35 protein-coding genes are annotated in these 23,914 nt (G+C 58.8%); 2 read left to right on the top strand and 33 right to left on the bottom strand.

Annotated features, from left to right (window positions below):
* Positions 1 to 118: 118 nt before the first annotated feature.
* The 17 genes from ACP15O_RS00230 to rpmC all read right to left on the bottom strand — a co-directional run bounded on the left by ACP15O_RS00230 (position 119) and on the right by rpmC (position 9,245).
* A complete protein-coding gene (locus ACP15O_RS00230; RefSeq protein ID WP_425094018.1) occupies positions 119 to 1,135 on the bottom strand; it encodes a DNA-directed RNA polymerase subunit alpha in 1,017 nt (338 codons plus the stop codon).
* Positions 1,136 to 1,246: 111 nt separating this feature from the next.
* Positions 1,247 to 1,639 carry a 30S ribosomal protein S11 gene (rpsK, locus tag ACP15O_RS00225; protein ID WP_425094017.1) on the bottom strand — a complete coding sequence of 131 codons (393 nt, stop codon included), beginning with the start codon at positions 1,637 to 1,639 and terminating at the stop codon, positions 1,247 to 1,249.
* A 15-nt stretch (positions 1,640 to 1,654) separates the two neighbouring features.
* Entirely contained in the window at positions 1,655 to 2,023 is a 369-nt protein-coding gene (gene rpsM / locus ACP15O_RS00220) for a 30S ribosomal protein S13 (RefSeq protein ID WP_425094016.1), read from the bottom strand.
* A 208-nt stretch (positions 2,024 to 2,231) separates the two neighbouring features.
* The gene (locus ACP15O_RS00215) at positions 2,232 to 2,807 is read right to left on the bottom strand and encodes an adenylate kinase (protein ID WP_425094015.1); all 576 of its coding nucleotides are present in this window, start codon (positions 2,805 to 2,807) and stop codon (positions 2,232 to 2,234) included.
* Entirely contained in the window at positions 2,804 to 4,165 is a 1,362-nt protein-coding gene (secY, locus tag ACP15O_RS00210) for a preprotein translocase subunit SecY (protein WP_425094014.1), read from the bottom strand. Before secY ends, ACP15O_RS00215 begins: the two co-directional genes overlap by 4 nt.
* A gap of 109 nt (positions 4,166 to 4,274) precedes the next feature.
* Positions 4,275 to 4,742 (bottom strand): 50S ribosomal protein L15, encoded by a 468-nt coding sequence (gene rplO, locus ACP15O_RS00205; protein WP_425094013.1) that lies wholly within the window; start codon positions 4,740 to 4,742, stop codon positions 4,275 to 4,277.
* 202 nt (positions 4,743 to 4,944) lie between these two features.
* Positions 4,945 to 5,133 (bottom strand): 50S ribosomal protein L30, encoded by a 189-nt coding sequence (rpmD, locus tag ACP15O_RS00200; protein ID WP_425094012.1) that lies wholly within the window; start codon positions 5,131 to 5,133, stop codon positions 4,945 to 4,947.
* 12 nt (positions 5,134 to 5,145) lie between these two features.
* Positions 5,146 to 5,715 carry a 30S ribosomal protein S5 gene (gene rpsE, locus ACP15O_RS00195; protein ID WP_425094011.1) on the bottom strand — a complete coding sequence of 190 codons (570 nt, stop codon included), beginning with the start codon at positions 5,713 to 5,715 and terminating at the stop codon, positions 5,146 to 5,148.
* A gap of 120 nt (positions 5,716 to 5,835) precedes the next feature.
* On the bottom strand, positions 5,836 to 6,195 hold the full coding sequence (gene rplR / locus ACP15O_RS00190) for a 50S ribosomal protein L18 (protein WP_425094010.1): 360 nt from the start codon (positions 6,193 to 6,195) through the stop codon (positions 5,836 to 5,838).
* An 11-nt stretch (positions 6,196 to 6,206) separates the two neighbouring features.
* On the bottom strand, positions 6,207 to 6,740 hold the full coding sequence (gene rplF / locus ACP15O_RS00185; RefSeq protein ID WP_425094009.1) for a 50S ribosomal protein L6: 534 nt from the start codon (positions 6,738 to 6,740) through the stop codon (positions 6,207 to 6,209).
* Positions 6,741 to 6,751: 11 nt separating this feature from the next.
* Complete coding sequence (rpsH, locus tag ACP15O_RS00180; RefSeq protein WP_425094008.1) at positions 6,752 to 7,144, bottom strand: 30S ribosomal protein S8; 393 nt, start codon at positions 7,142 to 7,144, stop codon at positions 6,752 to 6,754.
* A 13-nt stretch (positions 7,145 to 7,157) separates the two neighbouring features.
* The gene (gene rpsN / locus ACP15O_RS00175) at positions 7,158 to 7,463 is read right to left on the bottom strand and encodes a 30S ribosomal protein S14 (RefSeq protein ID WP_425094007.1); all 306 of its coding nucleotides are present in this window, start codon (positions 7,461 to 7,463) and stop codon (positions 7,158 to 7,160) included.
* A gap of 18 nt (positions 7,464 to 7,481) precedes the next feature.
* Positions 7,482 to 8,045: a 50S ribosomal protein L5 gene (rplE, locus tag ACP15O_RS00170; RefSeq protein ID WP_425094006.1), complete on the bottom strand. Its 564-nt coding sequence runs from the start codon at positions 8,043 to 8,045 to the stop codon at positions 7,482 to 7,484.
* A complete protein-coding gene (rplX, locus tag ACP15O_RS00165) occupies positions 8,038 to 8,349 on the bottom strand; it encodes a 50S ribosomal protein L24 (protein ID WP_425094005.1) in 312 nt (103 codons plus the stop codon). The genes rplE and rplX overlap by 8 nt, the downstream gene beginning before the upstream one ends.
* Positions 8,349 to 8,717, bottom strand: coding sequence for a 50S ribosomal protein L14 (rplN, locus tag ACP15O_RS00160; protein WP_104017210.1), 369 nt, complete (start codon positions 8,715 to 8,717; stop codon positions 8,349 to 8,351). The genes rplX and rplN overlap by 1 nt, the downstream gene beginning before the upstream one ends.
* 87 nt (positions 8,718 to 8,804) lie before the next feature.
* The gene (gene rpsQ / locus ACP15O_RS00155) at positions 8,805 to 9,032 is read right to left on the bottom strand and encodes a 30S ribosomal protein S17 (protein WP_420568437.1); all 228 of its coding nucleotides are present in this window, start codon (positions 9,030 to 9,032) and stop codon (positions 8,805 to 8,807) included.
* Positions 9,033 to 9,044: 12 nt separating this feature from the next.
* Positions 9,045 to 9,245, bottom strand: coding sequence for a 50S ribosomal protein L29 (rpmC, locus tag ACP15O_RS00150; protein ID WP_425094004.1), 201 nt, complete (start codon positions 9,243 to 9,245; stop codon positions 9,045 to 9,047).
* Positions 9,246 to 9,549: 304 nt separating this feature from the next.
* On the opposite strand from rpmC, the gene ACP15O_RS00145 reads away from it, so the two are divergent.
* Positions 9,550 to 10,587 carry a hypothetical protein gene (locus tag ACP15O_RS00145; protein WP_425094003.1) on the top strand — a complete coding sequence of 346 codons (1,038 nt, stop codon included), beginning with the start codon at positions 9,550 to 9,552 and terminating at the stop codon, positions 10,585 to 10,587.
* A 40-nt stretch (positions 10,588 to 10,627) separates the two neighbouring features.
* Positions 10,628 to 11,248 carry a 2OG-Fe(II) oxygenase family protein gene (locus ACP15O_RS00140; RefSeq protein ID WP_425094002.1) on the top strand — a complete coding sequence of 207 codons (621 nt, stop codon included), beginning with the start codon at positions 10,628 to 10,630 and terminating at the stop codon, positions 11,246 to 11,248.
* 178 nt (positions 11,249 to 11,426) lie between these two features.
* On the opposite strand, the gene rplP is transcribed toward ACP15O_RS00140, so the two are convergent.
* The 16 genes from rplP to ACP15O_RS00060 form a co-directional block, all read right to left on the bottom strand.
* On the bottom strand, positions 11,427 to 11,840 hold the full coding sequence (rplP, locus tag ACP15O_RS00135) for a 50S ribosomal protein L16 (RefSeq protein ID WP_425094001.1): 414 nt from the start codon (positions 11,838 to 11,840) through the stop codon (positions 11,427 to 11,429).
* 13 nt (positions 11,841 to 11,853) lie between these two features.
* On the bottom strand, positions 11,854 to 12,561 hold the full coding sequence (gene rpsC / locus ACP15O_RS00130; RefSeq protein ID WP_425094000.1) for a 30S ribosomal protein S3: 708 nt from the start codon (positions 12,559 to 12,561) through the stop codon (positions 11,854 to 11,856).
* On the bottom strand, positions 12,561 to 12,941 hold the full coding sequence (rplV, locus tag ACP15O_RS00125; RefSeq protein WP_425093999.1) for a 50S ribosomal protein L22: 381 nt from the start codon (positions 12,939 to 12,941) through the stop codon (positions 12,561 to 12,563). The genes rpsC and rplV overlap by 1 nt, the downstream gene beginning before the upstream one ends.
* 3 nt (positions 12,942 to 12,944) lie before the next feature.
* A complete protein-coding gene (rpsS, locus tag ACP15O_RS00120) occupies positions 12,945 to 13,223 on the bottom strand; it encodes a 30S ribosomal protein S19 (protein WP_136338417.1) in 279 nt (92 codons plus the stop codon).
* A 3-nt stretch (positions 13,224 to 13,226) separates the two neighbouring features.
* Entirely contained in the window at positions 13,227 to 14,069 is an 843-nt protein-coding gene (rplB, locus tag ACP15O_RS00115) for a 50S ribosomal protein L2 (RefSeq protein WP_425093998.1), read from the bottom strand.
* A 280-nt stretch (positions 14,070 to 14,349) separates the two neighbouring features.
* Positions 14,350 to 14,889, bottom strand: coding sequence for a hypothetical protein (locus ACP15O_RS00110; RefSeq protein WP_425093997.1), 540 nt, complete (start codon positions 14,887 to 14,889; stop codon positions 14,350 to 14,352).
* 96 nt (positions 14,890 to 14,985) lie between these two features.
* Positions 14,986 to 15,282 (bottom strand): 50S ribosomal protein L23, encoded by a 297-nt coding sequence (locus tag ACP15O_RS00105; protein WP_420568445.1) that lies wholly within the window; start codon positions 15,280 to 15,282, stop codon positions 14,986 to 14,988.
* Complete coding sequence (gene rplD / locus ACP15O_RS00100) at positions 15,279 to 15,896, bottom strand: 50S ribosomal protein L4 (RefSeq protein WP_425093996.1); 618 nt, start codon at positions 15,894 to 15,896, stop codon at positions 15,279 to 15,281. The genes ACP15O_RS00105 and rplD overlap by 4 nt, the downstream gene beginning before the upstream one ends.
* Positions 15,893 to 16,618 carry a 50S ribosomal protein L3 gene (gene rplC / locus ACP15O_RS00095; RefSeq protein ID WP_425093995.1) on the bottom strand — a complete coding sequence of 242 codons (726 nt, stop codon included), beginning with the start codon at positions 16,616 to 16,618 and terminating at the stop codon, positions 15,893 to 15,895. Before rplC ends, rplD begins: the two co-directional genes overlap by 4 nt.
* 18 nt (positions 16,619 to 16,636) lie before the next feature.
* Positions 16,637 to 16,951, bottom strand: coding sequence for a 30S ribosomal protein S10 (gene rpsJ, locus ACP15O_RS00090; RefSeq protein WP_425093994.1), 315 nt, complete (start codon positions 16,949 to 16,951; stop codon positions 16,637 to 16,639).
* Between the two features lie 634 nt (positions 16,952 to 17,585).
* Positions 17,586 to 18,761, bottom strand: a complete 1,176-nt coding sequence (gene tuf, locus ACP15O_RS00085) for an elongation factor Tu (RefSeq protein ID WP_425093993.1) — start codon at positions 18,759 to 18,761, stop codon at positions 17,586 to 17,588.
* A gap of 87 nt (positions 18,762 to 18,848) precedes the next feature.
* Complete coding sequence (fusA, locus tag ACP15O_RS00080) at positions 18,849 to 20,966, bottom strand: elongation factor G (protein WP_425093992.1); 2,118 nt, start codon at positions 20,964 to 20,966, stop codon at positions 18,849 to 18,851.
* Between the two features lie 21 nt (positions 20,967 to 20,987).
* A complete protein-coding gene (gene rpsG, locus ACP15O_RS00075) occupies positions 20,988 to 21,458 on the bottom strand; it encodes a 30S ribosomal protein S7 (RefSeq protein WP_425093991.1) in 471 nt (156 codons plus the stop codon).
* A gap of 12 nt (positions 21,459 to 21,470) precedes the next feature.
* Positions 21,471 to 21,842 (bottom strand): 30S ribosomal protein S12, encoded by a 372-nt coding sequence (rpsL, locus tag ACP15O_RS00070; protein ID WP_005621086.1) that lies wholly within the window; start codon positions 21,840 to 21,842, stop codon positions 21,471 to 21,473.
* A gap of 280 nt (positions 21,843 to 22,122) precedes the next feature.
* The gene (locus ACP15O_RS00065; protein WP_425093990.1) at positions 22,123 to 22,977 is read right to left on the bottom strand and encodes a glycosyltransferase; all 855 of its coding nucleotides are present in this window, start codon (positions 22,975 to 22,977) and stop codon (positions 22,123 to 22,125) included.
* Positions 22,974 to 23,858: a DMT family transporter gene (locus ACP15O_RS00060; RefSeq protein ID WP_425093989.1), complete on the bottom strand. Its 885-nt coding sequence runs from the start codon at positions 23,856 to 23,858 to the stop codon at positions 22,974 to 22,976. Before ACP15O_RS00060 ends, ACP15O_RS00065 begins: the two co-directional genes overlap by 4 nt.
* Positions 23,859 to 23,914: the final 56 nt, after the last annotated feature.

The following is a 23,914-nucleotide window of genomic DNA, read 5'->3' as shown; positions in this document are numbered from 1 at the left end:
GCGTTTTGCTTTGTCCGTCCGGCGATGCGTGTCACCGGCTCTCCTTGGGGCGTTGGCCCGGATGTTCCCCGCCAGATGCGGGCATATGCGGGGCAGGCTATGCGCCCGCCCCCTATTTTTAGAACGCGTCTTCGAATTTCTTGGCCAGATCTTCGATGTTGTCCGGCGGCCAGTCCTCGACGTCCATGCCCAGGTGCAGCCCCATGCCCGAGAGCACTTCTTTGATCTCGTTCAGCGATTTGCGGCCGAAGTTCGGAGTGCGCAGCATCTCGGCTTCGGTTTTCTGGATCAGATCGCCGATGTAGACGATGTTGTCGTTCTTCAGGCAGTTTGCCGAACGGACGGACAGTTCCAGCTCGTCCACTTTCTTCAGCAGCAGCGGGTTGAACTCCAGACCGTCATCCTCGTCCTGGCGGCCAGCGGCTTCGGGCTCTTCGAAGTTCACGAAGATCGACAGCTGGTCTTGCAGGATGCGCGCGGCAAAGGCCACGGCGTCATCGGGGGTGATCGAACCGTCGGTTTCCACCTTCAGGGTCAGTTTGTCATAGTCCAGCACCTGGCCCTCACGGGTGGGCTGCACGTCATAGGACACTTTCTTGACCGGCGAGTAGATCGCGTCGATCGGGATCAGGCCGATGGGCGCATCTTCGGGTTTGTTCTTATCTGCGGCGACATAGCCCTTCCCGGTGTTGACGGTCAGTTCCATGTACAGATCGGCGCCGTCATCCAGGTGGCAGATCACGTGTTCCTTGTTCAGGATCTCGATACCTGCGCTGTCGGAGATGTCACCGGCGGTCACAGCCCCCGGACCCTTGGCCGAGATCGACAGACGCTTGGGGCCTTCGGCTTCCATGCGCAGGGCGACCTGCTTCAGGTTCAGGATGATGTCGGTGACGTCTTCGCGCACACCGGCAACAGACGAGAATTCATGCAGAACGTTGTCGATCTGCACGCTGGTGATGGCCGCACCTTGCAACGAGCTCATCAGCACGCGGCGCAGGGCGTTGCCCAGCGTCAGGCCAAAGCCACGCTCCAGCGGTTCGGCAACCACGGTTGCCTGACGCAGCGGGTCATTGCCCGGCTTTACGTCCAGCTGAGTCGGCTTGATCAGCTCTGCCCAATTCTTGTGGATCATGCGTCCCTCCATTCCTGTCTTGTCCCCATGTCCAAAGGCCAAGACGCCCGAGGTTTCAAAATGACGGAATGGGGCCGTGCGCGTGCACAGCCCCAAAACAATACTGTCGGATTAGACCCGGCGGCGTTTCGGCGGGCGGCAGCCGTTGTGTGCGATCGGGGTCACATCACGGATCGAGGTGATGTTGAAACCGATTGCGGCCAGCGCGCGCAGAGCCGATTCACGGCCCGAACCGGGGCCCTGAACTTCGACTTCCAGGGTTTTCACGCCGTGATCCTGGGCTTTCTTGCCCGCGTCCTCGGCTGCCATCTGAGCAGCGTAAGGCGTGGATTTGCGCGACCCTTTGAAGCCCATGGTGCCGGCCGACGACCACGAGATCGCGTTGCCCTGCACGTCCGAGATCAGGATCTTGGTGTTGTTGAAGCTGGAGTTCACATGTGCGACGCCAGCTGCGATGTTCTTGGAGGCCTTTTTCTTGCCGCCACGACGGGTATCACGTGCCATTGGTGCTGCCCTCCCTTACTTCTTCTTACCGGCGATGGCCTTTGCGGGGCCTTTGCGGGTACGTGCGTTGGTGTGGGTGCGCTGGCCGCGCACAGGCAGGCTGCGGCGGTGACGCAGGCCGCGGTAGCAACCCAGATCCATCAGGCGTTTGATGTTCATCTGCACTTCGCGGCGCAGGTCACCTTCGACGGTGTAGTTGGCGTCGATGTGTTCGCGGATGGCCAGAACTTCGGCGTCCGACAGCTCGTTTACACGGCGAGTCGATTCGATGTTCACAGCTTCGCAGATGGCTTTGGCCGATGCAGGGCCGATACCAGTGATATAGGTCAGGGCGATAGGGACCCGCTTTGCAGTGGGGATGTTTACGCCGGCGATACGTGCCACGTGTCACTTTCCTTTTCGTTGCGGTTCCGTAGTTCCAGAACCTTTTTTCACAACGTAAGCCCGACGATTTTTGCGCCGGGCCTCAGCTGTACCAGGTGATAAGATCATCGGCGCATATGCACACCGAGAATCAGCCTCATAATAGAGATGGTGCTGGGTATGTGGAAAAAAGAGGGCCGTCAAGCCCCCTTCCCCATTCATCCTGTGATTAGCCCAGAATCCCGGCAATCGCGCCCTGAACGTCTTCGATCGAGCCCAAACCGTCAATCGAGGTCAGATTCCCCTTGGCGTGGTAATAGCCGATCAGCGGCGCGGTCTTTTTGTAGTATTCCATCAGACGGAAACGCACGCTTTCTTCGTTATCGTCTGCGCGGGCGGTGCCCCCGGCGGCGACGGCTTCGGCGGCGCGGTTGACGATCCGCTTGACCAGAACCTCGTCCTCGACCTGCATCTCGATCACGGCGTCCAGGGTTTCGCCCTTCTCGGCCAGCAACTCTCCCAGTGCATCGGCCTGGGCCAGGGTGCGCGGGAAGCCGTCGAAGATGAAACCGCCCTTTTTGTCGCCTTCCAGCTTCTCGCGGATCAGGCCGATGACGATTTCATCGGTGACCAGGCCGCCGCTGTCCATGACCTTGGCCACAAGCTGCCCCATTTCGGAACCGCTGGCCTTGGCTTCCCGCAGCATGTCGCCGGTGCTCAGCTGGATCATGTCGCGTGTTTCGACCAGATGGCCAGCCTGAGTTCCTTTGCCCGCGCCGGGCGGTCCAAGCAGAATAATGTTCATCGACGTGCGGGTCCTTTGCGTGCGCGTTTCTTACCTTTGCCGCGTAGCTGCGACTTCTCGATCAGACCTTCGTACTGATGGGCCAGCAGATGGCTTTGCACCTGTTGGATCGTATCCATGGTCACGGACACGACGATCAGCACCGAGGTTCCGCCAAAATAGAAGGGGATCGCCAATTGGCTACGCAGAATCTCGGGCAAGAGACAAACTGCCGCAAGGTAGGCCGACCCCAGAACCAGCACGCGGTTGGCCACGTACTCCAGATATTCGGCGGTTTTCTGCCCCGGACGGATACCGGGAACAAAGCCGTTCTGGTTCTTCAGGTTGTCCGCCACATCATCGGGTTTGAACGACACATTGAACGTATAGAAATAGGCAAAGAACACGATCATCGCGACAAAGAACAGCAGGTACAGCGGCTGCCCCGGCCCGAAATAGGCCAGCAGCGTGGACATGACCGGCCCCGTTTGCGACCCCGAGAACGTGCTGATCGTGGTCGGCAGCAGCAGCAGCGAGCTGGCAAAGATCGCCGGGATCACGCCGGCCGGGTTCACCTTGATCGGCAGGTGCGAGCTGCCGCCGTCATAGACTTTCATCCCCACCTGACGGCGCGGATACTGAATGTGGATCTTGCGCAGGGCGCGCTCCATGAACACCACAAAGGCAATCACAACAGCAACCATCACAAAGACACCGATGATCACGGCGGGGCTGATGGCACCCGAACGCCCCTGGCTGAGGAACTGCGCCAGAGCGGCGGGCACCTCGGCGATGATGCCGACGAAAATGATCAGAGAGATACCGTTACCAATGCCGCGGCTGGTGATCTGGTCGCCCAGCCACATCATGAACATGGTGCCGCCCACCAGCGTCATCACACAGGTCACACGGAAGAACATGCCCGGATCGGTCACCAGATCCCCGGCCTCAAGCGAGGCGGCCAGACCGTAGGCCTGCAAGGTCGCCAGCACCACAGTGCCGTAACGGGTGTATTGGTTGATCTTCTTACGGCCTGCGTCGCCCTCTTTCTTCAGCTGTTCCAGCGAAGGCACCATCGAGGTCAGCAGCTGAACAATGATCGAGGCCGAAATATACGGCATGATCCCCAGCGCAAAAATCCCCATCCGTCCCAGCGCGCCGCCGGTGAACATCGACAGGATGCCGCCCAGGCCGCTTGCCGCGCCCTCCATGAAGTTGCGCAGCTGTTCGCCGTCAATGCCCGGAACGGGAATGAAGGTGCCGATACGGCAAACGATCAGAAGCCCAAGGGTGAACAGGATGCGGCTGCGCAGGTCCGACGCCTTGGCCAGCTGTCCCCAGCTGGTGTTCGCGGCCATTTGTTCGACTGCAGATACCATATTCGGTCTCTCTTATGTGGCAACGCCGCCCAGAGCGTTTTCCAGCTCAGGCGGCGTTCTTAGGAAAACTAGGATGTATCTAAGCGGGCTCAGCCCCGCTCACAACCCGTTATTCTGCGGCAGCCGCAACCTTCAGCGATCCACCGGCCTTTTCGACGGCTTCGATGGCCGATTTCGAGGCCCCGGTCACTTCCAGGTTAACAGCGGTTGCAATCTCGCCTTTGGCCAGAACGCGGACGCCATCCAGCTTGCGGCGCACCAGACCGCTGGCAACCAGCGCGTCCTCGGTGATCGCGGCCGAAGCGTCCAGCTTGCCGGCTTCGATGAACTTGGCGATCAGGCCCAGGTTCACAACGGCGTATTCCTTGCGGTTGGGCTTGTTAAAGCCACGCTTGGGCAGGCGTTGGTACAGGGGCATCTGGCCGCCCTCGTAGCCATTGATGGCCACACCCGAGCGCGATTTCTGACCTTTGATACCACGGCCACCCATTTTACCTTTGCCCGAACCCGGACCACGGCCAACGCGTGTGCGTTTCTTGGTTGCGCCTGCGTTATCACGCAATTCATGCAATTTCATGTCGCTTCTCCTTTGCCGGAACTGACCCACGAAGCGGAAGGGGTCAAACACGGCTTTTCTTGGTTGATTCTTATGCAGCCAAAGGGCCACCGGGGGCGTATAGACGCTTCGCTTGCATGATGCAAGCGCAGAGCACCCCGTCAAAGAAAACGCCCCGCAATGCACTGCGGGGCGTTCGTGTTCTTATCCGATGAAGGATCGCTTAGTCGCGCTCTTCGATGATTTCGACCAGGTGCGGGATTTTCGCGACCATGCCACGAACCGAAGGCGTATCCTCCAGCTCGCGGGTCTTGTGCATCTTGTTCAGGCCCAGACCGATCAGGGTCTGACGCTGGACGGCGGGGCGACGGATCGGGGAACCGATCTGTTTGACAACGATGGTTTTAGCCATGTCTCGCTCTCCTTACGCTTCTGCTTCGGCGGGGGCCGCTGCTTCGTCCTTGCGCAGGATGTCAGCAACTTTCTTACCGCGACGCGCAGCAACCGAACGCGGGCTCGACTCTTTGGTCAGGCCGTTGATGGTGGCGCGGATCATGTTGTAGGGGTTCTGCGAGCCGATCGACTTGGAAACCACGTCTTTCACGCCCAGCATTTCGAACACGGCACGCATCGGACCACCGGCGATGATCCCGGTCCCTTCAGGTGCGGTGCGCATGACGACCTTACCGGCGCCGTGGCGACCTTCAATGTCGTGGTGCAGGGTGCGGCCCTCTTTCAGAGGCACGCGAACCATCTGGCGCTTGGCTTGCTCGGTGGCTTTGCGGATGGCCTCGGGCACTTCTTTCGCTTTGCCTTTGCCGAAACCAACGCGGCCTTTCTGATCGCCGACAACCACCAGAGCAGCGAAGCCAAAGCGCTTACCACCCTTCACGGTTTTCGAAACACGGTTGATCGCGACCAGGCGATCTGCAAATTCCGGGGTTTCCTCTTCGCGGTTGCGACCGCGGCCCCGGCGGTTTTCACGTTCTGCCATTTGGACAGTCCTTTCATGGTGGCGCGGCTGCGCCGTTTGTCTCAATCCTGGTGCTCTGCGCGGGCTGGCCGCGCAGAACCCGGATCATCGGGAGGGCACAGCGCGCCCTCCGCAGGTTGCTTAGAACTTCAGACCGCCTTCACGCGCGGCGTCGGCCAGAGCCTTCACCTTGCCGTGAAACAGGAAGCCACCACGGTCGAAGTAGCACTCTTCGACGCCGGCTGCCTTGGCACGTTCTGCGATCAGCGCGCCGACTTTCGCGGCGGCTTCGACGTTGTTCTTGCCGACCACGCCCAGATCTTTCTCCAGCGAGGAGGCCGATGCCAGGGTGACGCCTTTGACGTCGTCGATCAGCTGAACGCTGATGTTCTTGTTGCTGCGGTGAACCGACAGGCGCAGCTTGCCGACGTTCACTTTCCGCTGTTTGTTCCGAACGCGCAGACGGCGCTTCAGGAACAGGGTCCGTTTGCTGTTTGCCATTTTGCTCGTCCTTACTTCTTCTTGCCTTCCTTGCGGAAGATGTACTCGTCTTTGTACTTGATGCCTTTGCCTTTGTAGGGCTCGGGCTTACGCCATTCGCGGATGTTGGCCGCGACCTGGCCGACGAGTTGCGGGTCATTGCCTTCGACAACGATCTCGGTGGGTTTCGGAGCGGTGACGGTCACGCCGTCGGGCACTTCGAAGTTCACCTCGTGCGAGTAGCCCAGGTTCAGTTTCAGGGTGTTGCCCTGCATCTGAGCCCGGTAACCCACACCGTTGATCTCCAGCTCTTTTTTGAAGCCGGTCGTCACACCCTGGACCATGTTGGCCACCATGGTGCGGGACATGCCCCACTGCTGACGCGCGCGCTTGGACTTGCCACGCGGGGTGACGACAACAGCGTTGTCCTCGACCGCGATGGTCACGTCGTCGGTTGCGGTGAAGCTTTGGGTCGCTTTCGCGCCTTTGACTTCGATGGTCTGGCCGGACACCGACGCGGTAACGCCGCTGGGCAGCTCGACCGGTTTTTTACCAATACGAGACATTGCAGACCTCCTTAGAAGACGGTGCAGAGCACTTCGCCACCAACATTGTTGGAGCGTGCGCTTGCGTCCGACATCACACCTTTCGGAGTGCTGACAATCGACACGCCCAGGCCCTGACGGACAACGGGGATGTCATTGACGCCCATGTAGACGCGACGGCCGGGTTTCGAAACCCGCTTCAGTTCGCGAATGACAGGGGTGCCTTCGTAGTATTTCAGGCTGATTTCAAGGGTCGGGTGACCGTTGACATCAGTGCCCTTTTCGTAGCCGCGGATGTAGCCTTCGTCAGCCAGTACATCCAGAACCCAGCCGCGCAGTTTCGACGCCGGGGTCGAAACAACGGACTTGCCGCGCATCTGAGCGTTGCGGATACGGGTGAGCATATCGCCGATAGGATCGTTCATATCACTCTCTCCCTTACCAGCTGGATTTCACCAGACCGGGGATCTGGCCAAACGAGCCCAGTTCCCGCAGCATGATACGGCTGACCTTGAGCTTACGATAGTAAGCGTGGGGACGGCCGGTCAGCTGACAACGGTTGTGCAGACGGGTTGCCGAGCTGTTGCGCGGCAGTTTCGCAAGCTTCAGCGAAGCGCGGAAACGCTCTTCCATCGGCTTGTCTTGATCATTGATGATCTCTTTGAGAGCAGCGCGCTTGGCGGCGTATTTTGCCACCAGGCGTTCGCGCTTTTTCTCGCGTTCGACCATGGATTTTTTAGCCATAACTCTTCTCTCCCGCGCTTAGCTGTTGAAGGGCATGTTGAAATGCTTCAACAGCGCCTTTGCTTCCGCGTCGGTTTTCGCGGTGGTGGCGATCACGATGTCCATGCCCCAGGCAACATCGACCTTGTCGAAGTCGATCTCGGGAAAGACGATGTGCTCTTTCAGACCCATGGCATAGTTGCCACGACCATCGAAGGATTTGCCCGACACGCCGCGGAAGTCACGGATACGGGGCATTGCGATGGTGATCAGACGGTCCAGGAATTCGTACATACGGTCTGCGCGCAGGGTCACTTTCGCGCCCATCGGCATACCTTCACGAACCCGGAAACCCGCGATCGAGTTACGAGCGACGGTGGTCAGAGCCTTCTGGCCGGCAATCACGGTCAGATCCTCAACGGCGGATTTGGCTTTCTTGCTGTCTTTGACAGCTTCAGCGCCACAGCCGATGTTCAGAACGATTTTGTCCAGCTTGGGGATCATCATGTCGTTCTTGTAGCCGAACTCTTCTTTCAGAGCGGCGCGGATCGACTCTTTGTACTGAGCCTTCAGACGCGGGGTGTAGGTAGCAGCATCAAGCATCAATCACGTCCCCCGTGGTCTTGGCGAAGCGCACCTTCTTGTCGCCTTCCATACGGAAGCCAACGCGGGTTGCTTTGCCGTTTGCGTCCAGCAGTGCCAGGTTCGACAGCTGGATCGGCATCGCCTTGGGCAGACGGCCGCCCTGGCTGGTTTGCGACTGGCGGGTGTGACGGATGGCCATGTTGATGCCTTCCACGACAGCTTTGCCAGCTTTCGGATCTACGCTCTCGATGGTGCCCTGCTTGCCTTTGTCTTTGCCGGCCAGCACGACGACCTTATCGCCTTTGCGGAGTTTAGCAGCCATTACAGCACCTCCGGAGCGAGCGAGATGATTTTCATGAAGTTCTTCGAGCGCAGCTCGCGAACAACCGGCCCGAAGATACGGGTGCCGACGGGCTCGCCCGCGTTATTCAGGATAACGGCGGCGTTGCGGTCGAAGCGGATGGCGGTGCCATCTTCACGACGAACTTCTTTGGCGGTGCGCACGACGACGGCCTTACGGACGTCACCCTTTTTCACGCGACCGCGCGGGATGGCTTCTTTGACAGAGACGACGATGATGTCGCCCACCGAAGCGTATTTACGCTTCGAGCCACCCAGAACCTTGATGCACTGAACTCGGCGCGCGCCAGAGTTGTCAGCAACATCCAGATTGGTCTGCATCTGGATCATTTGGTTTCTCCCGACCTATGGGGGGACATGCAGGCGTCCATTTCCCCAGGGTTTCGCTAAATAGCGTCGGGATCGTCTAAGTGGGACTTAGGCGATCACTTCCCAACGCTTGGTCTTCGACTTCGGGGCACATTCCTGGATACGGACGGTGTCACCGACGTTGAATTGGTTGTTCTCATCGTGAGCCCGGTATTTCTTGGACTTACGGATGGTTTTCTTCAGAACGGGGTGCGTAAAGCGGCGTTCGACCTGAACGGTAACGGTCTGTTCGTTGGCATTCGAGGTCACGGTGCCTTGGAGAATACGTTTGGGCATCTGTCAGGCTCCTTATTCTGCTGCTTCAGCGGCTTTGGCGTTCAACACGGTCAGGACGCGGGCAACGTCGCGACGCACGGTTTTGACGCGTGCGGTGTTTTCCAGTTGGCCGGTTGCTTGCTGGAAGCGCAGGTTAAACGCTTCTTTCTTCAGGGCGGACAGCTGCTCGCGCAGCTCGTCCAGCGATTTTTCACGCAGTTCAGTGGCGGACATGTCGCCAGTTCCTTCTTCTAACACCAGTGAGCGCCTTATGACGGGTGACCCAGTATCTGGTGGAGTCAAAAAATAAACGCGCGAATCCCAGTCACCCGGAATCCGCGAGATGCCGCTCTATAAGGGGATCCCCCGTTGGGGGCAAGGAAAAACTGAGGGGGTTAAACCTGTCCCCAAATCCGCTGCCGCAACAATCATATTTTCTGTCCCCAAAACGGAAACACCAAACCCGCCCGCCACCGTTGACAGCCCCAGGGCGTGGTCCGTATCTTACTACAATTATAAATGGTTGTTAGAGGTAAAGATGGAATATTTTCTGTTATTAGGATTGGGAGGCGCCCTCGCGCTGACGGCCCTATTCGGTATCTTTGAAGATAGCAGCGACGATACCGCCTCTGATGACGACGCACCAGAAGACACACCAGAAGACGAAACCATTCGCGTAACCGAAGGCGGCACAGTCACCACTGGCGATGGCGATGATGTGATCATTACCCCCGAAGAGCTTGACGCCCCGGTCACGATCAACAGCGGCGCGGGGGATGATCTGATTGATATCCTGGCGGATGGCGACAGCCAGGTTGATGCCGGATCAGGGGACGACATCGTTCGCACGGACGGCCGCACGAACATCAACGGCGGCGATGGCGACGATATCCTGGAAAGCACCTATAACCCCGGCGGCTGGCAAAACGACGGCGGCACGTTCGACGGGGGCGACGGTGATGACCACCTGATCGCGCACGGGGACACCCAAAACATGTATGGCGGCGCGGGCAACGATACGATCACCGCGGAAAACCTAAGATTCGGCGAATACCTTGGCGGCGAGGGCGACGACACGTTCGAGCTGGAATTCGATGACCTGTACTATCGCCACGACATCGACGAAACCATCAGTGGCGGCACGGGCGACGATGTGTTTCGGATCACCAATGTGTCGCATCAAAGCGGTTTCTTTTTGGATGCCGACGGCAACCCCGATACCTACCACTTTGGCGTCACCGGGGGCGAAGGTGCCGACACGTTCGAGGTCATCCACCAGATCGAAGACAATAACTTCACGTCCTCCTCCGACCCGGATTTCACCATGTCCAATTCGACATGGATCCGGGATTTCGACCCGGACGAAGACGTGCTGATCATCACCCCCGAGGATACAGGCGTTTTCTCGGGCACCCCCACACTGACCATCGAAACCGATCAGGGTGTCGCGCATCGACACTACATCGAGCTGGTCTACACTGCCCCGCAAACCGGCGTGGAAGCAACCTGGCGCATCATGGTCGATACAACCCGCACCCTGACCGAAGATGACATTGTCCTGAACCTGGCCGCCTAAGCCTATCGCGCTTGGCCCGTGGCTGCGGTAAAAGGCGGGTATGTCACAGATTGAATCGCTCTTTGTCACCCGCCTCTACCGCGCCGCCCTGTCCGAGTTCGCCCCCAAGATCGACCCGGACGAGCTAGAGGCCTCCTGCTACTCCATCGCCGAGGACGACGAGGCCGGCCAGCAATGGTGCGAGGAGAACGGCTATCCCGGCTACACCTCCTATGCTTCGCTGACGGACCTGGGCTGGCGCTTTCCCATCTTCGACGACCTGATCAAATCGCTGAATCAACACGTCGCGGCCTTCGCCAAAGACCTGGAATTCGATCTGGACGACCGCAACCTCGTCCTCGAAGACCTGTGGATCAACATCCTGCCCGAAGGCGGCACCCATTCATCCCACCTGCACCCGCATTCAGTGATTTCCGGCACCACCTACGTGGCCATGCCCGACGGCGCCTCGGCCCTGAAACTCGAAGACCCACGCTCGGCCCGCATGATGGCCGCCCCCGCCCGCCGCAAAGACGCCCGCCGCGACCTGCAACCGTTCATCTACATGACACCAGAAGTGGGCGACGTCCTGCTATGGGAAAGCTGGCTACGCCACGAGGTCCCCTTGAACCGCTCGGAATACGACCGGGTCTCGGTCAGCTTTAACTATAAGTGGGAATAACCCCGCCGCACACGGGACCACCCCACCGCCCCTTCTTTGCTCTTCAAATACTCAAAGAAAACCCCCGCCGATTTCTCGACGGGGGTTTTGATTTTTCAGGCTGGTACGTGGCCCGGACAAAACTTGCGATTTTGCCTATACCACGCTGCTGACAGTTTGCGATGCAAACTGCAACGGTTTACCAGTCTTCGCGAACCACGACGCGGGTTTTCACCGGCAGTTTCATCGCGGCCAGGCGCAGAGCTTCACGTGCGATATCTTCGTCGACGCCGTCGATTTCGAACATGATGCGGCCGGGCTTCACCTTGCAGGCCCAGTAATCCACCGAACCCTTACCTTTACCCATACGAACTTCGACGGGCTTCGAGGTCACGGGGACATCGGGGAAGATACGGATCCAGACACGGCCCTGACGTTTCATGTGGCGGGTCATCGCGCGGCGAGCCGCCTCGATCTGACGCGCAGTCACACGCTCAGGCTGAAGGGCTTTCAGGCCGAACGAACCGAAGTTCAGGTCGCTGCCGCCCTTGGCCAGGCCTTTGATACGGCCCTTCTGCTGCTTGCGGAATTTAGTACGCTTTGGTTGAAGCATAACTCAGATCTCCTTAGCGGCGGCCGCCGGCGCCACGGGGCGCGGGACCATCCTGGATTTCCTGGGCGCGACGGTCACGAGCCTGAGGGTCGTGTTCCATGATCTCGCCTTTGAAGATCCAGGTTTTGATGCCGATGATGCCGTAGGGGGTCATGGCCTCTGCGGCGGCGTAGTCGATGTCAGCACGCAGGGTGTGCAGCGGCACGCGGCCCTCACGGTACCATTCGGTACGCGCGATTTCTGCACCGCCCAGACGGCCAGCGACGTTCACACGGATGCCCAGGGCGCCCATACGCATGGCGTTCTGCACGCCGCGCTTCATCGCACGACGGAAGGACACACGGCGTTCCAGCTGCTGAGCAATCGATTCCGCGACCAGCTGAGCGTCCAGCTCGGGCTTGCGCACTTCGACGATGTTCAGGTGCAGCTCAGAATCGGTCATGGCCGCCAGCTTCTTGCGCAGCACTTCGATGTCTGCGCCTTTCTTGCCGATGATCACGCCCGGACGCGCAGTGTGGATCGTCACGCGGCACTTCTTGTGCGGACGCTCGATGATCACACGAGCCACGCCGGCCTGTTTGCACTCTTCCTTGATGAACTCACGGATTTTGATGTCTTCCAGCAGAAGATCACCGTAATCTTTCGAGTCCGCGTACCAGCGGCTGTCCCAGGTGCGGTTGACCTGAAGGCGCATGCCGATCGGATTTACTTTCTGACCCATTAGGCTTGCTCCTCAACTTGACGCACGGTGATCGTGAGTTCCGAGAACGGCTTGATGATCTTGCCGAAACGGCCACGGGCACGGGGGCGGCCGCGCTTCATGGTCAGGTTCTTACCAACGTAAGCTTCTGCCACGATCAGCTCGTCCACATCCAGGTTGTGGTTGTTTTCGGCGTTCGCAATGGCGGACTGAAGGCATTTCTTCACGTCCTGAGCGATCCGTTTCTTCGAGAAGGTCAGGTCCGTCAGGGCCTTTTCCACCTTCTTGCCACGGATCATTGCGGCGACCAGGTTCAGTTTCTGCGGGCTGGTGCGAAGCATGCGCACTTTGGCCATTGCTTCGTTATCTGCCACGCGGCGGGGGTTCTTTGCCTTGCCCATGACTTATTTCCGCTTCGCTTTTTTGTCAGCCGCGTGACCATAGTAGGTCCGGGTCGGCGAATATTCACCGAACTTCTGGCCAATCATGTCTTCGGATACGTTCACAGGAACGTGTTTCTGGCCGTTGTACACACCAAACGTCAGACCCACGAACTGGGGCAGGATGGTGGAACGACGCGACCAGATTTTGATGACTTCGTTGCGGCCCGACTCGCGTGCTGCTTCGGCTTTTTTCAGCACGTAAGCATCCACGAAGGGGCCTTTCCAAACAGAACGTGCCATGTCTTAGCGGCCCTTCTTCTTGGCGTGACGCGAGCGGATGATCAGCTTCTGCGACGCCTTGTTTGTGTTACGGGTGCGCTTACCCTTGGTCGGCTTACCCCACGGGGTCACCGGATGACGACCACCCGAGGTCCGGCCTTCACCACCACCATGGGGGTGGTCGATCGGGTTCATGACAACACCACGAACCGACGGACGGATGCCCTTGTGGCGCATACGGCCAGCTTTACCGAAGTTCTGGTTGCTGTTGTCAGGGTTCGACACGGCGCCAACGGTGGCCATGCATTCCTGACGCACCAGGCGCAGTTCGCCCGAGGACAGGCGGATCTGAGCGTAACCACCGTCACGACCCACGAACTGAGCGTAAGTACCAGCAGCACGGGCGATCTGACCGCCTTTGCCGGGCTTCATCTCGATGTTGTGGATGATGGTCCCGATCGGCATCCCCGAGAACGGCATTGCGTTGCCCGGCTTGATGTCGGCCTTGGCCGAGGCAATCACCGTGTCCCCAACAGCCAGACGCTGCGGAGCCAGGATATAAGCCTGTTCGCCATCTTCGTATTTGATCAGCGCGATGAACGCGGTGCGGTTGGGGTCATATTCGATCCGCTCAACCGTTGCAGCAACGTCGAATTTGTTGCGCTTGAAGTCCACGATACGATAGAGGCGCTTTGCCCCACCGCCCTTGCGGCGCATCGTGATCCGCCCGGTGTTGTTCCGGCCGCCGTTCTTGGTCAAACCCTCAGTAAGGGATTTGACCGGACGTCCTTTCCACAGCTCCGAACGGTCGATCAGAACCAGCCCACGCTGGCCCGGCGTCGTCGGTTTATACGACTTGAGTGCCATGCTTTCTGTCTTCCGTTTTGTGAGGCAGGCCTGCGGCCCACCCGATGTTGTAGCCCCCTGCCCGTTTGTTCCCCAGAAGCTTTCGCCAGGAAACGCCCTACTAAGGTGGCCGCTTTGCTAGGGCCCCGAAGGTCCCTGATTCCAAAAATCACCGGCCCCGGAACGAATCCGAGGCCGAAGAGATGCGCGTCTTTAGCAGGGGAATGGAGGGGTGTCTATAGCGGGGGTGAGATTTGCTATCTTCGATGGTTTATTCAGGCTGATTGTCTTAAGCAAAGCGCTAGATCGCAAACACTTCCCTTAGATCGACATTGGGCTCAACAGAGCCAGGATCCAGAAAGTACTTTATGCGCTTATTCTCGAATGCGTCTAGGGTTCGGACCGCGACGGAAATCACATCCGCAAGCTTTGGAACCTCTTGGACCAACCTGGGGGAAACGCTGGTAGCAGTTGAAACGTGAGCGATATATTTGTTACGATGGTCGGTTTTCAATTGATTGACTGCGTCCGTGAAAGCTTTCGTGTTCTCAGCAATCTCACGTTGCCTTTCTCTCGACAAACTCGTTGCTAACTTAAGCTTCTTAGCCAGTCGAAATGAACGGTTCCCTTTCGTGTCATCAAGGGCGGTTAAGCGCATTACCAAGTCTCGTTGAGCACACTCTAATAAGTTCAATTCGACGACAAAATCTTCCCGACTCATCCTCTGTAAATCTGGCAATGTTCGTCTCTTGCACAGCGCATAATAAGTGATCAACATCCACAAAATATCGTCTCTAAGACCATCAATGACAACCTCAAGGCTCTCTGACTGTCGGGGCATCAGGGTGCCTCCTCCTTAGTTTGGTCAATATTTTATAGAGAAAAAAGCCCCCCGGTTTGCACCGAGGGGCCTTTCATTTTTTCAAAAACCTAGATCTTACAGTCCGGTGGACACGTCGATCGTGTTGCCCTCTTCCAGGGTCACATAGGCTTTCTTAACGTCTTTACGCTTGCCCAGCTGGCCGCGGAAACGCTTTACTTTACCCTTGGTGATCGTGGTGTTGACGGCTTTCACCTTCACACCGAACAGAGTCTCAACAGCCTCTTTGATCTGGGGTTTGTTGGCGTCGATGGCGACCTCGAACACGACAGCACCGGTTTCCGAGGCCATGGTGGCCTTCTCGGTGATGACGGGCTTGCGGATCACGTCGTACAGTTCTGCCTTGGTGGTCATTTCAGGCGAGCCTCCAGAGCTTCGACACCTGCTTTGGTGATCACCAGGGTGTCACGCTTCAGGATGTCATACACGTTAGCGCCCATCGTCGGCAGGATGTCCAGGCCTTCGATGTTGCGGGCGGCTTGGGCAAAGCCCTCGTTCACCGACGCACCGTCGATGATCAGGGCGCGTTTCCAGCCCAGGTTTGCAACCTGTTTGGCCAGAGCGGCGGTCTTGCCCTCGGTTTCGGCGGCTTCGATCACGACCAGCTCGCCTGCCTTGGCTTTCGCGGACAGGGCGTGCTTCAGGCCCAGCTTGCGGAATTTCTTCGGCAGGTCATGGGCGTGGCTACGCGGGGTCGGGCCCTTGTAGATACCACCTTTGCGGAAGATCGGCGCCTTGCGCGAGCCGTGGCGTGCGCCGCCGGTGCCCTTCTGGCGATAGATCTTCTTGGTCGAGTAGCTTACCTCGGAACGGGTCAGAACCTTGTGGGTGCCAGCCTGTGCCTTGTTACGCTGCCAGCGAACCACGCGGTGCAGGATGTCTGCGCGCGGCTCCAGGCCGAACAGGTCTTCGGACAGTTCCACGGAACCGGCGGTGCCGCCGTCCAGTTTGATCACGTCAAGTTTCATGCTTCACCACCTTCCGCGGGGGCTTCTTCAGCCGGAGCTTCGACAGCAGCGGTTTTCAGAGCAGCCGGGAACGGGACGTTCTCGGGCAGTTTCTTCTTCACTGCATCCTTGATGGTGACCCAGCCGCCTTTGGAGCCAGGAACGGCACCTTTGACCATGATCAGGCCGCGGTCGGCGTCGGTTTTGACGACTTCCAGGTTCTGAGTGGTCACGCGGACGGCACCCATGTGGCCGGCCATTTTCTTGCCTTTGAACACCTTGCCCGGATCCTGACACTGACCTGTCGAACCGTGCGAACGGTGGCTGATCGACACACCGTGCGAGGCGCGCAGACCACCAAAGTTGTGGCGTTTCATGGCACCGGCGAAGCCTTTACCGATCGAGGTGCCGGCAACGTCCACTTTCTGACCGGCAACATAGTGCTCGGCAGACAGTTCGGCGCCAACGTCGATCAGGTTGTCTTCGGTCACGCGGAATTCGGCCAGCTTACGCTTGGGCTCAACCGAGGCAGCGGCGAAGTGGCCGCGCATGGCTTTGCTCACGCGTTTTGCCTTGACCGAACCACAGCCCAGCTGAACGGCGGTATAGCCGTGCTGATCTGCGGTGCGCTGCGAAACGACCTGCAGGTTTTCCAGTTGAAGAACGGTCACAGGGATCTGCTTGCCGTCTTCCATGAACAGGCGGGTCATGCCCACCTTCTTAGCGATAACACCAGAGCGCATTTTCTATACCCTCCGAGCTTACGACTGCAGCTTGATTTCGACGTCCACACCAGCGGCCAGGTCGAGCTTCATCAGCGCGTCCACGGTCTGGGGGGTCGGATCAATGATGTCGAGCATACGCTTGTGCGTACGGATCTCGAACTGGTCGCGGGATTTCTTGTCGATGTGAGGGCCACGCAGAACGGTGAACTTCTCAATCTTGTTCGGCAGCGGGATCGGGCCACGGACATTTGCGCCAGTGCGCTTTGCCGTGTTGACGATTTCCTGAGTGCTGGCGTCCAGAACCCGGTAATCGAATGCCTTCAGCCGAATGCGAATGTTTTGGCTTTGCATTTCATAGCCTTTTCTTAGGCGTTGGAGTTGAGAGGAGGACCAGCGACCACCGCGAACCCTCTTCGAACCCAAACGGCGGGAATCACCCCGCCGTCATCCGCAATAGCAGACCCGCGCGACATACAGGGGAGAGGGCTGTGGGGCAAGGGAAAAGTTCCCTACAAAGACGTACTCTCAGAGTGCTCCCTAGCCAGTCGCTTTCACAAGCGCCAGAACGAGCGCAACAATAGAAACTCCCAAGGTCAAAAATGCAGTTATCGCAGCGAATACAGCGACCATATATGTTCGCTGTGTAACGCGCGTAATGCGACGATCTCGGAGCTCATCCAGAATGAAACCTGTCCCTATGACAGTGTTCTGAGCAGCGTTGTCATACAGCTCCTCCAACTCCTCTACAGACATTGATCGCAATTGACCTATTCCCGGCGCATACATGAAGTGTTTCCCAGCCTCATCGTCGTACTTTTTAATAGATAGTGACGGCCTTCACAGGAGTTAAGTCCTCAACCACTCACAGCAAAAGGGCCGCTTTGTTGAGCGGCCCTTTGTTGGTTTTTATCGGTCGGCTTTCGGCGGGGTTTCCGTTGGGAAATCGCCTGTCGCTAACGGGCGTTTTGCTTGCGCAAAGCCACCCTTACTCGATGATTTTGGACACAACGCCCGAACCGACGGTGCGGCCGCCTTCGCGGATGGCGAAGCGCAGGCCTTCTTCCATCGCGATCGGGGCGATCAGCTCGGCCGACAGTTTCAGGTTATCGCCGGGCATCACCATCTCGGTGCCCTCGGGCAGGATGCAGGTGCCGGTCACGTCCGTGGTACGGAAGTAGAACTGCGGACGGTAGTTCGCGAAGAACGGGGTGTGGCGGCCGCCCTCTTCCTTGGTCAGGATGTAGACCTCGGCTTCGAACTTGGTGTGCGGGTTCACCGAACCGGGGGCACACAGAACCTGGCCACGCTCGACCGACTCGCGGTCGATGCCGCGCAGCAGCGCGCCGATGTTGTCGCCCGCTTCGCCGCGGTCCAGCAGCTTGCGGAACATTTCAACGCCGGTACAGGTGGTTTTGGTGGTGTCCTTGATGCCGACGATTTCGATCTCGTCGCCAACGTTGATCACGCCACGCTCGACACGGCCGGTCACAACGGTACCACGACCCGAGATCGAGAACACGTCTTCGATCGGCATCAGGAAGGGCTGGTCGATCGCGCGCTCGGGCTCGGGGATGTAGGCATCCACGGCGGCCATCAGCTCTTTGATCTTCTCTTCACCGATTTCCGGGTTCTTGCCTTCCATTGCGGCCAGGGCCGAACCTGCGATGATCGGAATATCGTCGCCGGGGAAGTCGTATTCGGACAGCAGCTCGCGGACTTCCATTTCCACCAGCTCCAGCAGCTCTTCGTCGTCAACCTGGTCAACCTTGTTCAGGAACACGACCAGCGCAGGCACACCAACCTGACGCGCCAGCAGGATGTGCTCGCGGGTTTGGGGCATCGGGCCGTCGGCTGCGTTCACAACCAGGATACCGCCGTCCATCTGCGCCGCGCCGGTGATCATGTTCTTCACATAGTCAGCGTGGCCGGGGCAGTCGACGTGCGCGTAGTGGCGGGTCTCGGTCTCGTATTCCACGTGCGCCGTCGAGATCGTGATCCCGCGCGCTTTCTCTTCCGGCGCGCCATCAATCTGGTCATACGCTTTGAAGTCACCGAAATACTTGGTGATCGCCGCCGTCAGCGTCGTCTTACCGTGGTCAACGTGACCAATCGTGCCGATGTTAACGTGCGGTTTGCTACGTTCAAACTTTTCCTTTGCCATTCTATGGCCTCCTTAGATCTTTGAAGCGGTGCAGGCATCCCCTGCACCCTACTGTTGGGGGTAGGGTGGGCCAGTGGCCCACCGCTGTTATGCGTATTTGGCCTGGATCTCGTCCGAGATGTTCTGCGGAACGGGATCGTAATGCGAGAACTGCATGGTGAACTGGGCACGGCCCGACGACATCGAACGCAGAGTGTTGATGTAGCCGAACATGTTGGCCAGCGGCACGTTCGCGTCAATCGCGATCGCGTTACCACGGGGTTCCTGACCGGAAACCTGACCACGACGCGAGGTCAGATCGCCGATGATGCCACCTGTGTATTCCTCAGGCGTGATCACCTCGACTTTCATCATCGGTTCCAGCAGCTTCGCGCCGGCCTTTTTCAGACCTTCACGCATCCCTGCACGGGCCGCGATTTCGAACGCCAGAACGCTCGAGTCAACGTCGTGGAAGGCACCGTCGATCAGGGCAACCTTGAAGTCGATCACGGGGAAGCCAGCCAGAGGGCCGCTGTCCATGACGGACTGGATGCCTTTTTCCACACCGGGGATGTATTCCTTGGGAACCGAGCCGCCGACGATCTTGGATTCGAACGAGTAACCTTCGCCGGCCTCGGTCGGGGTGATGACCATTTTGACGCGCGCGAACTGACCCGAACCACCCGACTGTTTCTTGTGGGTGTAATCGACTTCGGCTTCGTGGCTGATGGTTTCACGGTAGGCCACCTGAGGCGCACCGATGTTGGCTTCAACCTTGAATTCACGCTTCAGACGGTCAACCAGGATGTCCAGGTGCAGTTCGCCCATGCCCTTCATGATGGTCTGACCCGATTCCAGGTCAGTTTCCACACGGAACGAGGGGTCTTCGGCGGCCAGACGGGCCAGACCTTGGCTCATCTTTTCCTGGTCGCCCTTGGTTTTGGGCTCCACGGCGATCTCGATCACGGGATCGGGGAAGGTCATGGTTTCCAGAACAACCGGATCCTTGGCGTCACACAGGGTATCACCAGTGGTGGTGTCCTTCAGACCAGCCAGAGCGATAATATCGCCTGCGAATGCCTCTTCGATCTCTTCACGATCGTTCGAGTGCATCATCATCATCCGGCCAACACGCTCTTTTTTGCCTTTGGTCGAGTTCAGCATGGTCTCACCCTTGGTCAGGGTGCCCGAGTAGATACGGGTGAAGGTCAGCGAACCGACAAAGGGGTCGTTCATGATTTTGAACGCCAGACCCGAGAAGGCCATGTTGTCGTCGGCGCGGCGCGCGATGTTCCGCTCTTCGGTTTCGTCGCCGGGTTCGAAGCCCATGTAATCAACAACGTCCAGCGGGCTGGGCAGATAGTCGATCACAGCGTTCAGCAGGGGCTGCACGCCTTTGTTTTTGAACGCCGAACCACCCAGAACAGGCACAAAGTTCAGAGCCAGGGTGCCCTTGCGCAGCAGTTTGCGCAGGGTGGGCACGTCGGGCTCGTTGCCTTCCAGGTATTCCATCATGGCTTCTTCGTCTTCTTCGACGGCAGCCTCGACCATTTTTTCGCGCCACTCGTTGGCCATGTCCTGAAGCTCGGGGCGGATCGGAGCCTTGATCCAGGATGCACCCAGATCTTCGCCCTGCCACAGCCACTCTTCCATGGTCACCAGGTCAACCAGGCCTTCCAGCTCGGTTTCGGCACCGATCGGAACACCCACCGGAATCGCGCGCGCGCCGGTACGGTCTTCGATCATCTTCACACAGTTGAAGAAGTCCGCGCCGATTTTGTCCATCTTGTTGACGAACACCATGCGCGGCACCTTGTAGCGGTCAGCCTGACGCCACACGGTTTCGGTTTGCGGCTCAACACCGGCGTTTGCGTCCAGAACGCAAACGGCACCATCCAGAACCGCCAGCGAACGCTCAACTTCAATGGTGAAGTCAACGTGGCCGGGGGTGTCGATGATGTTCAGACGGTGCTTTTCGGTGTCTGCGGTCTGACCGTCTTCGGTGCGTTCCCAGAAAGTGGTGGTCGCAGCCGAGGTGATGGTGATCCCGCGTTCCTGCTCCTGCTCCATCCAGTCCATGGTGGCTGCACCGTCGTGCACCTCACCGATGTTGTGGGATTTGCCGGTGTAGTACAGGATGCGCTCGGAGCAGGTGGTTTTCCCTGCGTCGATGTGCGCCATGATCCCGAAGTTGCGATAACGGTCGAGCGGATATTCGCGTGCCATTGGTCTAATGTCCTTTGAGGATTACCAGCGATAATGGCTGAACGCTTTGTTCGCGTCGGCCATCTTATGAGTATCTTCGCGCTTCTTAACAGCCGAACCGCGGCTGTTCACAGCATCCAGCAGTTCGCCGGCCAGACGCTCTTCCATGGTGTTTTCGTTCCGCGAACGGGCGGCCGAAATCAACCAACGGATGGCCAGGGCCTCGCGGCGCTCGGGGCGCACTTCGACGGGAACCTGGTAGGTGGCACCACCCACACGACGCGAGCGCACCTCAACGGCGGGCTTCACGTTGTCCAGGGCTTCGTGGAAGACCTCGACGGGGGCGCGTTTGACTTTGCCTTCGACGCGATCCAGCGCGTTGTAGACGATTTTCTCTGCGACCGACTTCTTACCGTCGATCATCAGGTTGTTCATGAACTTGGTCAGCACGCGATCGCCATATTTGGCGTCGGGCAGAACTTCGCGCTTCTCAGCAGCGTGACGACGAGACATTCTGAGATCTCCTTACTTAGGACGCTTGGCGCCGTATTTCGAACGACGCTGCTTACGGTCTTTGACGCCCTGGGTATCCAGAACACCGCGCAGGATGTGGTAACGCACACCGGGAAGGTCTTTCACACGGCCGCCACGGATCAGAACAACCGAGTGTTCCTGAAGGTTGTGGCTTTCACCGGGGATGTAGCTGATGACCTCGAAGCCGTTGGTCAGGCGGACCTTGGCAACTTTACGCATAGCCGAGTTCGGCTTCTTCGGCGTGGTGGTGTACACACGGGTGCAAACGCCACGCTTCTGCGGGCACTGCTCCAGGTGCATGGACTTCGAACGTTTGACTTTGGGCTGACGCGGCTTGCGGATCAGCTGTTGGATCGTTGGCATTGGGTGTTTCCCCGTTTCCTACTCAAGTACTGCCATTGGCCAGGGCCGCCGGCGTTTCATTTCAGACGCATCACACGCCCGCATAGACAAAAACCGCTATCGTTCCCATTCCGAGGTGAACGACGCGGTGAGTTCGCAGAGGACCGAGGCTGCAAAATTGCCCGGATCTTGGCCACTTCGATTTTGAATTCGGCGGATGGGGGCATTCCCCGATTGCCGGATGGTCGGGCGTATAGGCGGAGTCGCGATGCTTGTCAACAGCCCCTCTGGGGCGTGGCACCTACCTGCGGTGGGCCAGATGGAACCCTTCCCAGGCCTGCTCAAGCTGGGCCAGATCAATCGCAAAGCGCCTGCGCATCTGACGGGCGGTATTGCCCCAGGCCTCTTCCTCCAGTTCCGCATTATGCGGTTGCAGGCTGACCGAGCTGTCATTGCCCCCATGTGCCCCGCGAATGAACATCGGGCGGCGCGGATGGGTCAGCGTCGGGAACCGTTTCCACATCTGCGCATGGGCGAAATCCAGCAGGCTGCACTCGTGTTGCGGCCGCAGATACAGCACCAGCCCCGGCGTCCAGTACCGCGCGATCACCGGCAGCAGATCCAGCCCCTTGCGGGTTGAATTCAGGATGAACCCTTTGTTGAAATCCAGGGCAAACTTGCCCCCATTGCGCCATATACGACGTATTTTTACAAAATGTTCGCGGGTTTCCTGAATGAAATCCACCGCAACCGCATCATCGTCATCCAGGCGAAACTCGGCGACAACACGACCATCGAGATTCCGCCCCGCCAGCATGACTTTGCGGCAGACCTCTTGGTGGGGTTGGCCCTCGGGTTCGAATACGGGCTGAATTTGCGGGACATCCGCGATCAGTTTCAGCACGCGCGCCTTTATATCTTCGGGCAGCTGGTCCCCCATCAGCAGGGTCAGGGTATAATCCGTGTCGGTCTGCGCCCGCAGCGCGGGCAACATCACGTTTTCCAGATAAAACAGCCGTAATTCCAGCCGTTCAGGCGCGTAAAGCTGCGCGCGCAGCGCCCCCAAATCCGCACCATCCGGTTCCTTCTGAAAGGCTCCGGGCTCCGAAGGATAGGACCAGCGGCACAGGCCCTGAACCTGGACGTCTACATTCATTTACCTTCCTTGCGCCGTGCCAGCAGGGCCTCTCTGTACAGCATGAAAAGACCGCTGCCCACGACTATTCCCGCGCCCAGCAGAACCACCGGCTGGGGCCAATCGCCGAAGACATACCACCCCAATCCTAAAGCCCAGATTAATCCGGTATAGCGGAAGGGCGCGATAAACGAGACCTCGCCCACCCGCATCACCAACACCGACAACAGATAGCCCACCGTCACCATCACCGCCGCCTTCAACACAAGCCAGAGCGCCCTCCCGTCCAGGGGCACCCAGTCTACCGTCAGGCTTGCAACGCTGAAAAAGGCGGTGACGGCGACTGTCGTGGCGAATGTCACCATCATCGAATGGGCCGCGCCGCTCAGCCGACGGGTGGCCAGATCGCGCAGCACGACAAAGCCGACCGCGATCAGCGCATAAAGCGCGTAGCTGTTGAACCCCGTCCCGCCCGGCTGCAAGATCAGCAGCACACCGATCATCCCCACCATGATCGCGCTGAACCTGCGCCAGCCCAAAGGTTCGTTGAACAGCATCGCCGCACAGAGCGACACCGCCAGCGGCAAGGACTGCAAAATCGCCGTAACATTGGCCAAAGGCATGTTGAACAGTGCCGTCAGAAAGAAATACGCCGCGCCGATCTCTCCGATCATGCGCAGCACGATCAGCCCGCGGTCCCGCCGCGGGATACGCAGGTGCATCGCCCCCATTTTCCAGGTCAGCAGCCCGACAAACAGAATGGACAAAGCCCCGCGCAGCACCAGCAGCTGAAACAGATGCACCTGCCCGGCCAGCTCTTTCATGAAAGTGTCGTTCAGCGTGAAGGCCGCCATGCTGCCCATCATCAACAAAGCGCCTTTGGTATTTCCGGACAGCTGCATGTGGGTCTCCGTATCTTGAGCGGCGGTCGAACGCCCCAGTTTTGCGGCCAAACCCC

The organism is Youngimonas ophiurae (nom. illeg.), from assembly GCF_049803795.1.
Taxonomy (GTDB): Bacteria; Pseudomonadota; Alphaproteobacteria; order Rhodobacterales; family Rhodobacteraceae; genus Thalassobius.
The sequence above is the reverse complement of the archived record's forward strand: the minus strand, read 5'-3'. Positions and strand labels throughout refer to the sequence as shown.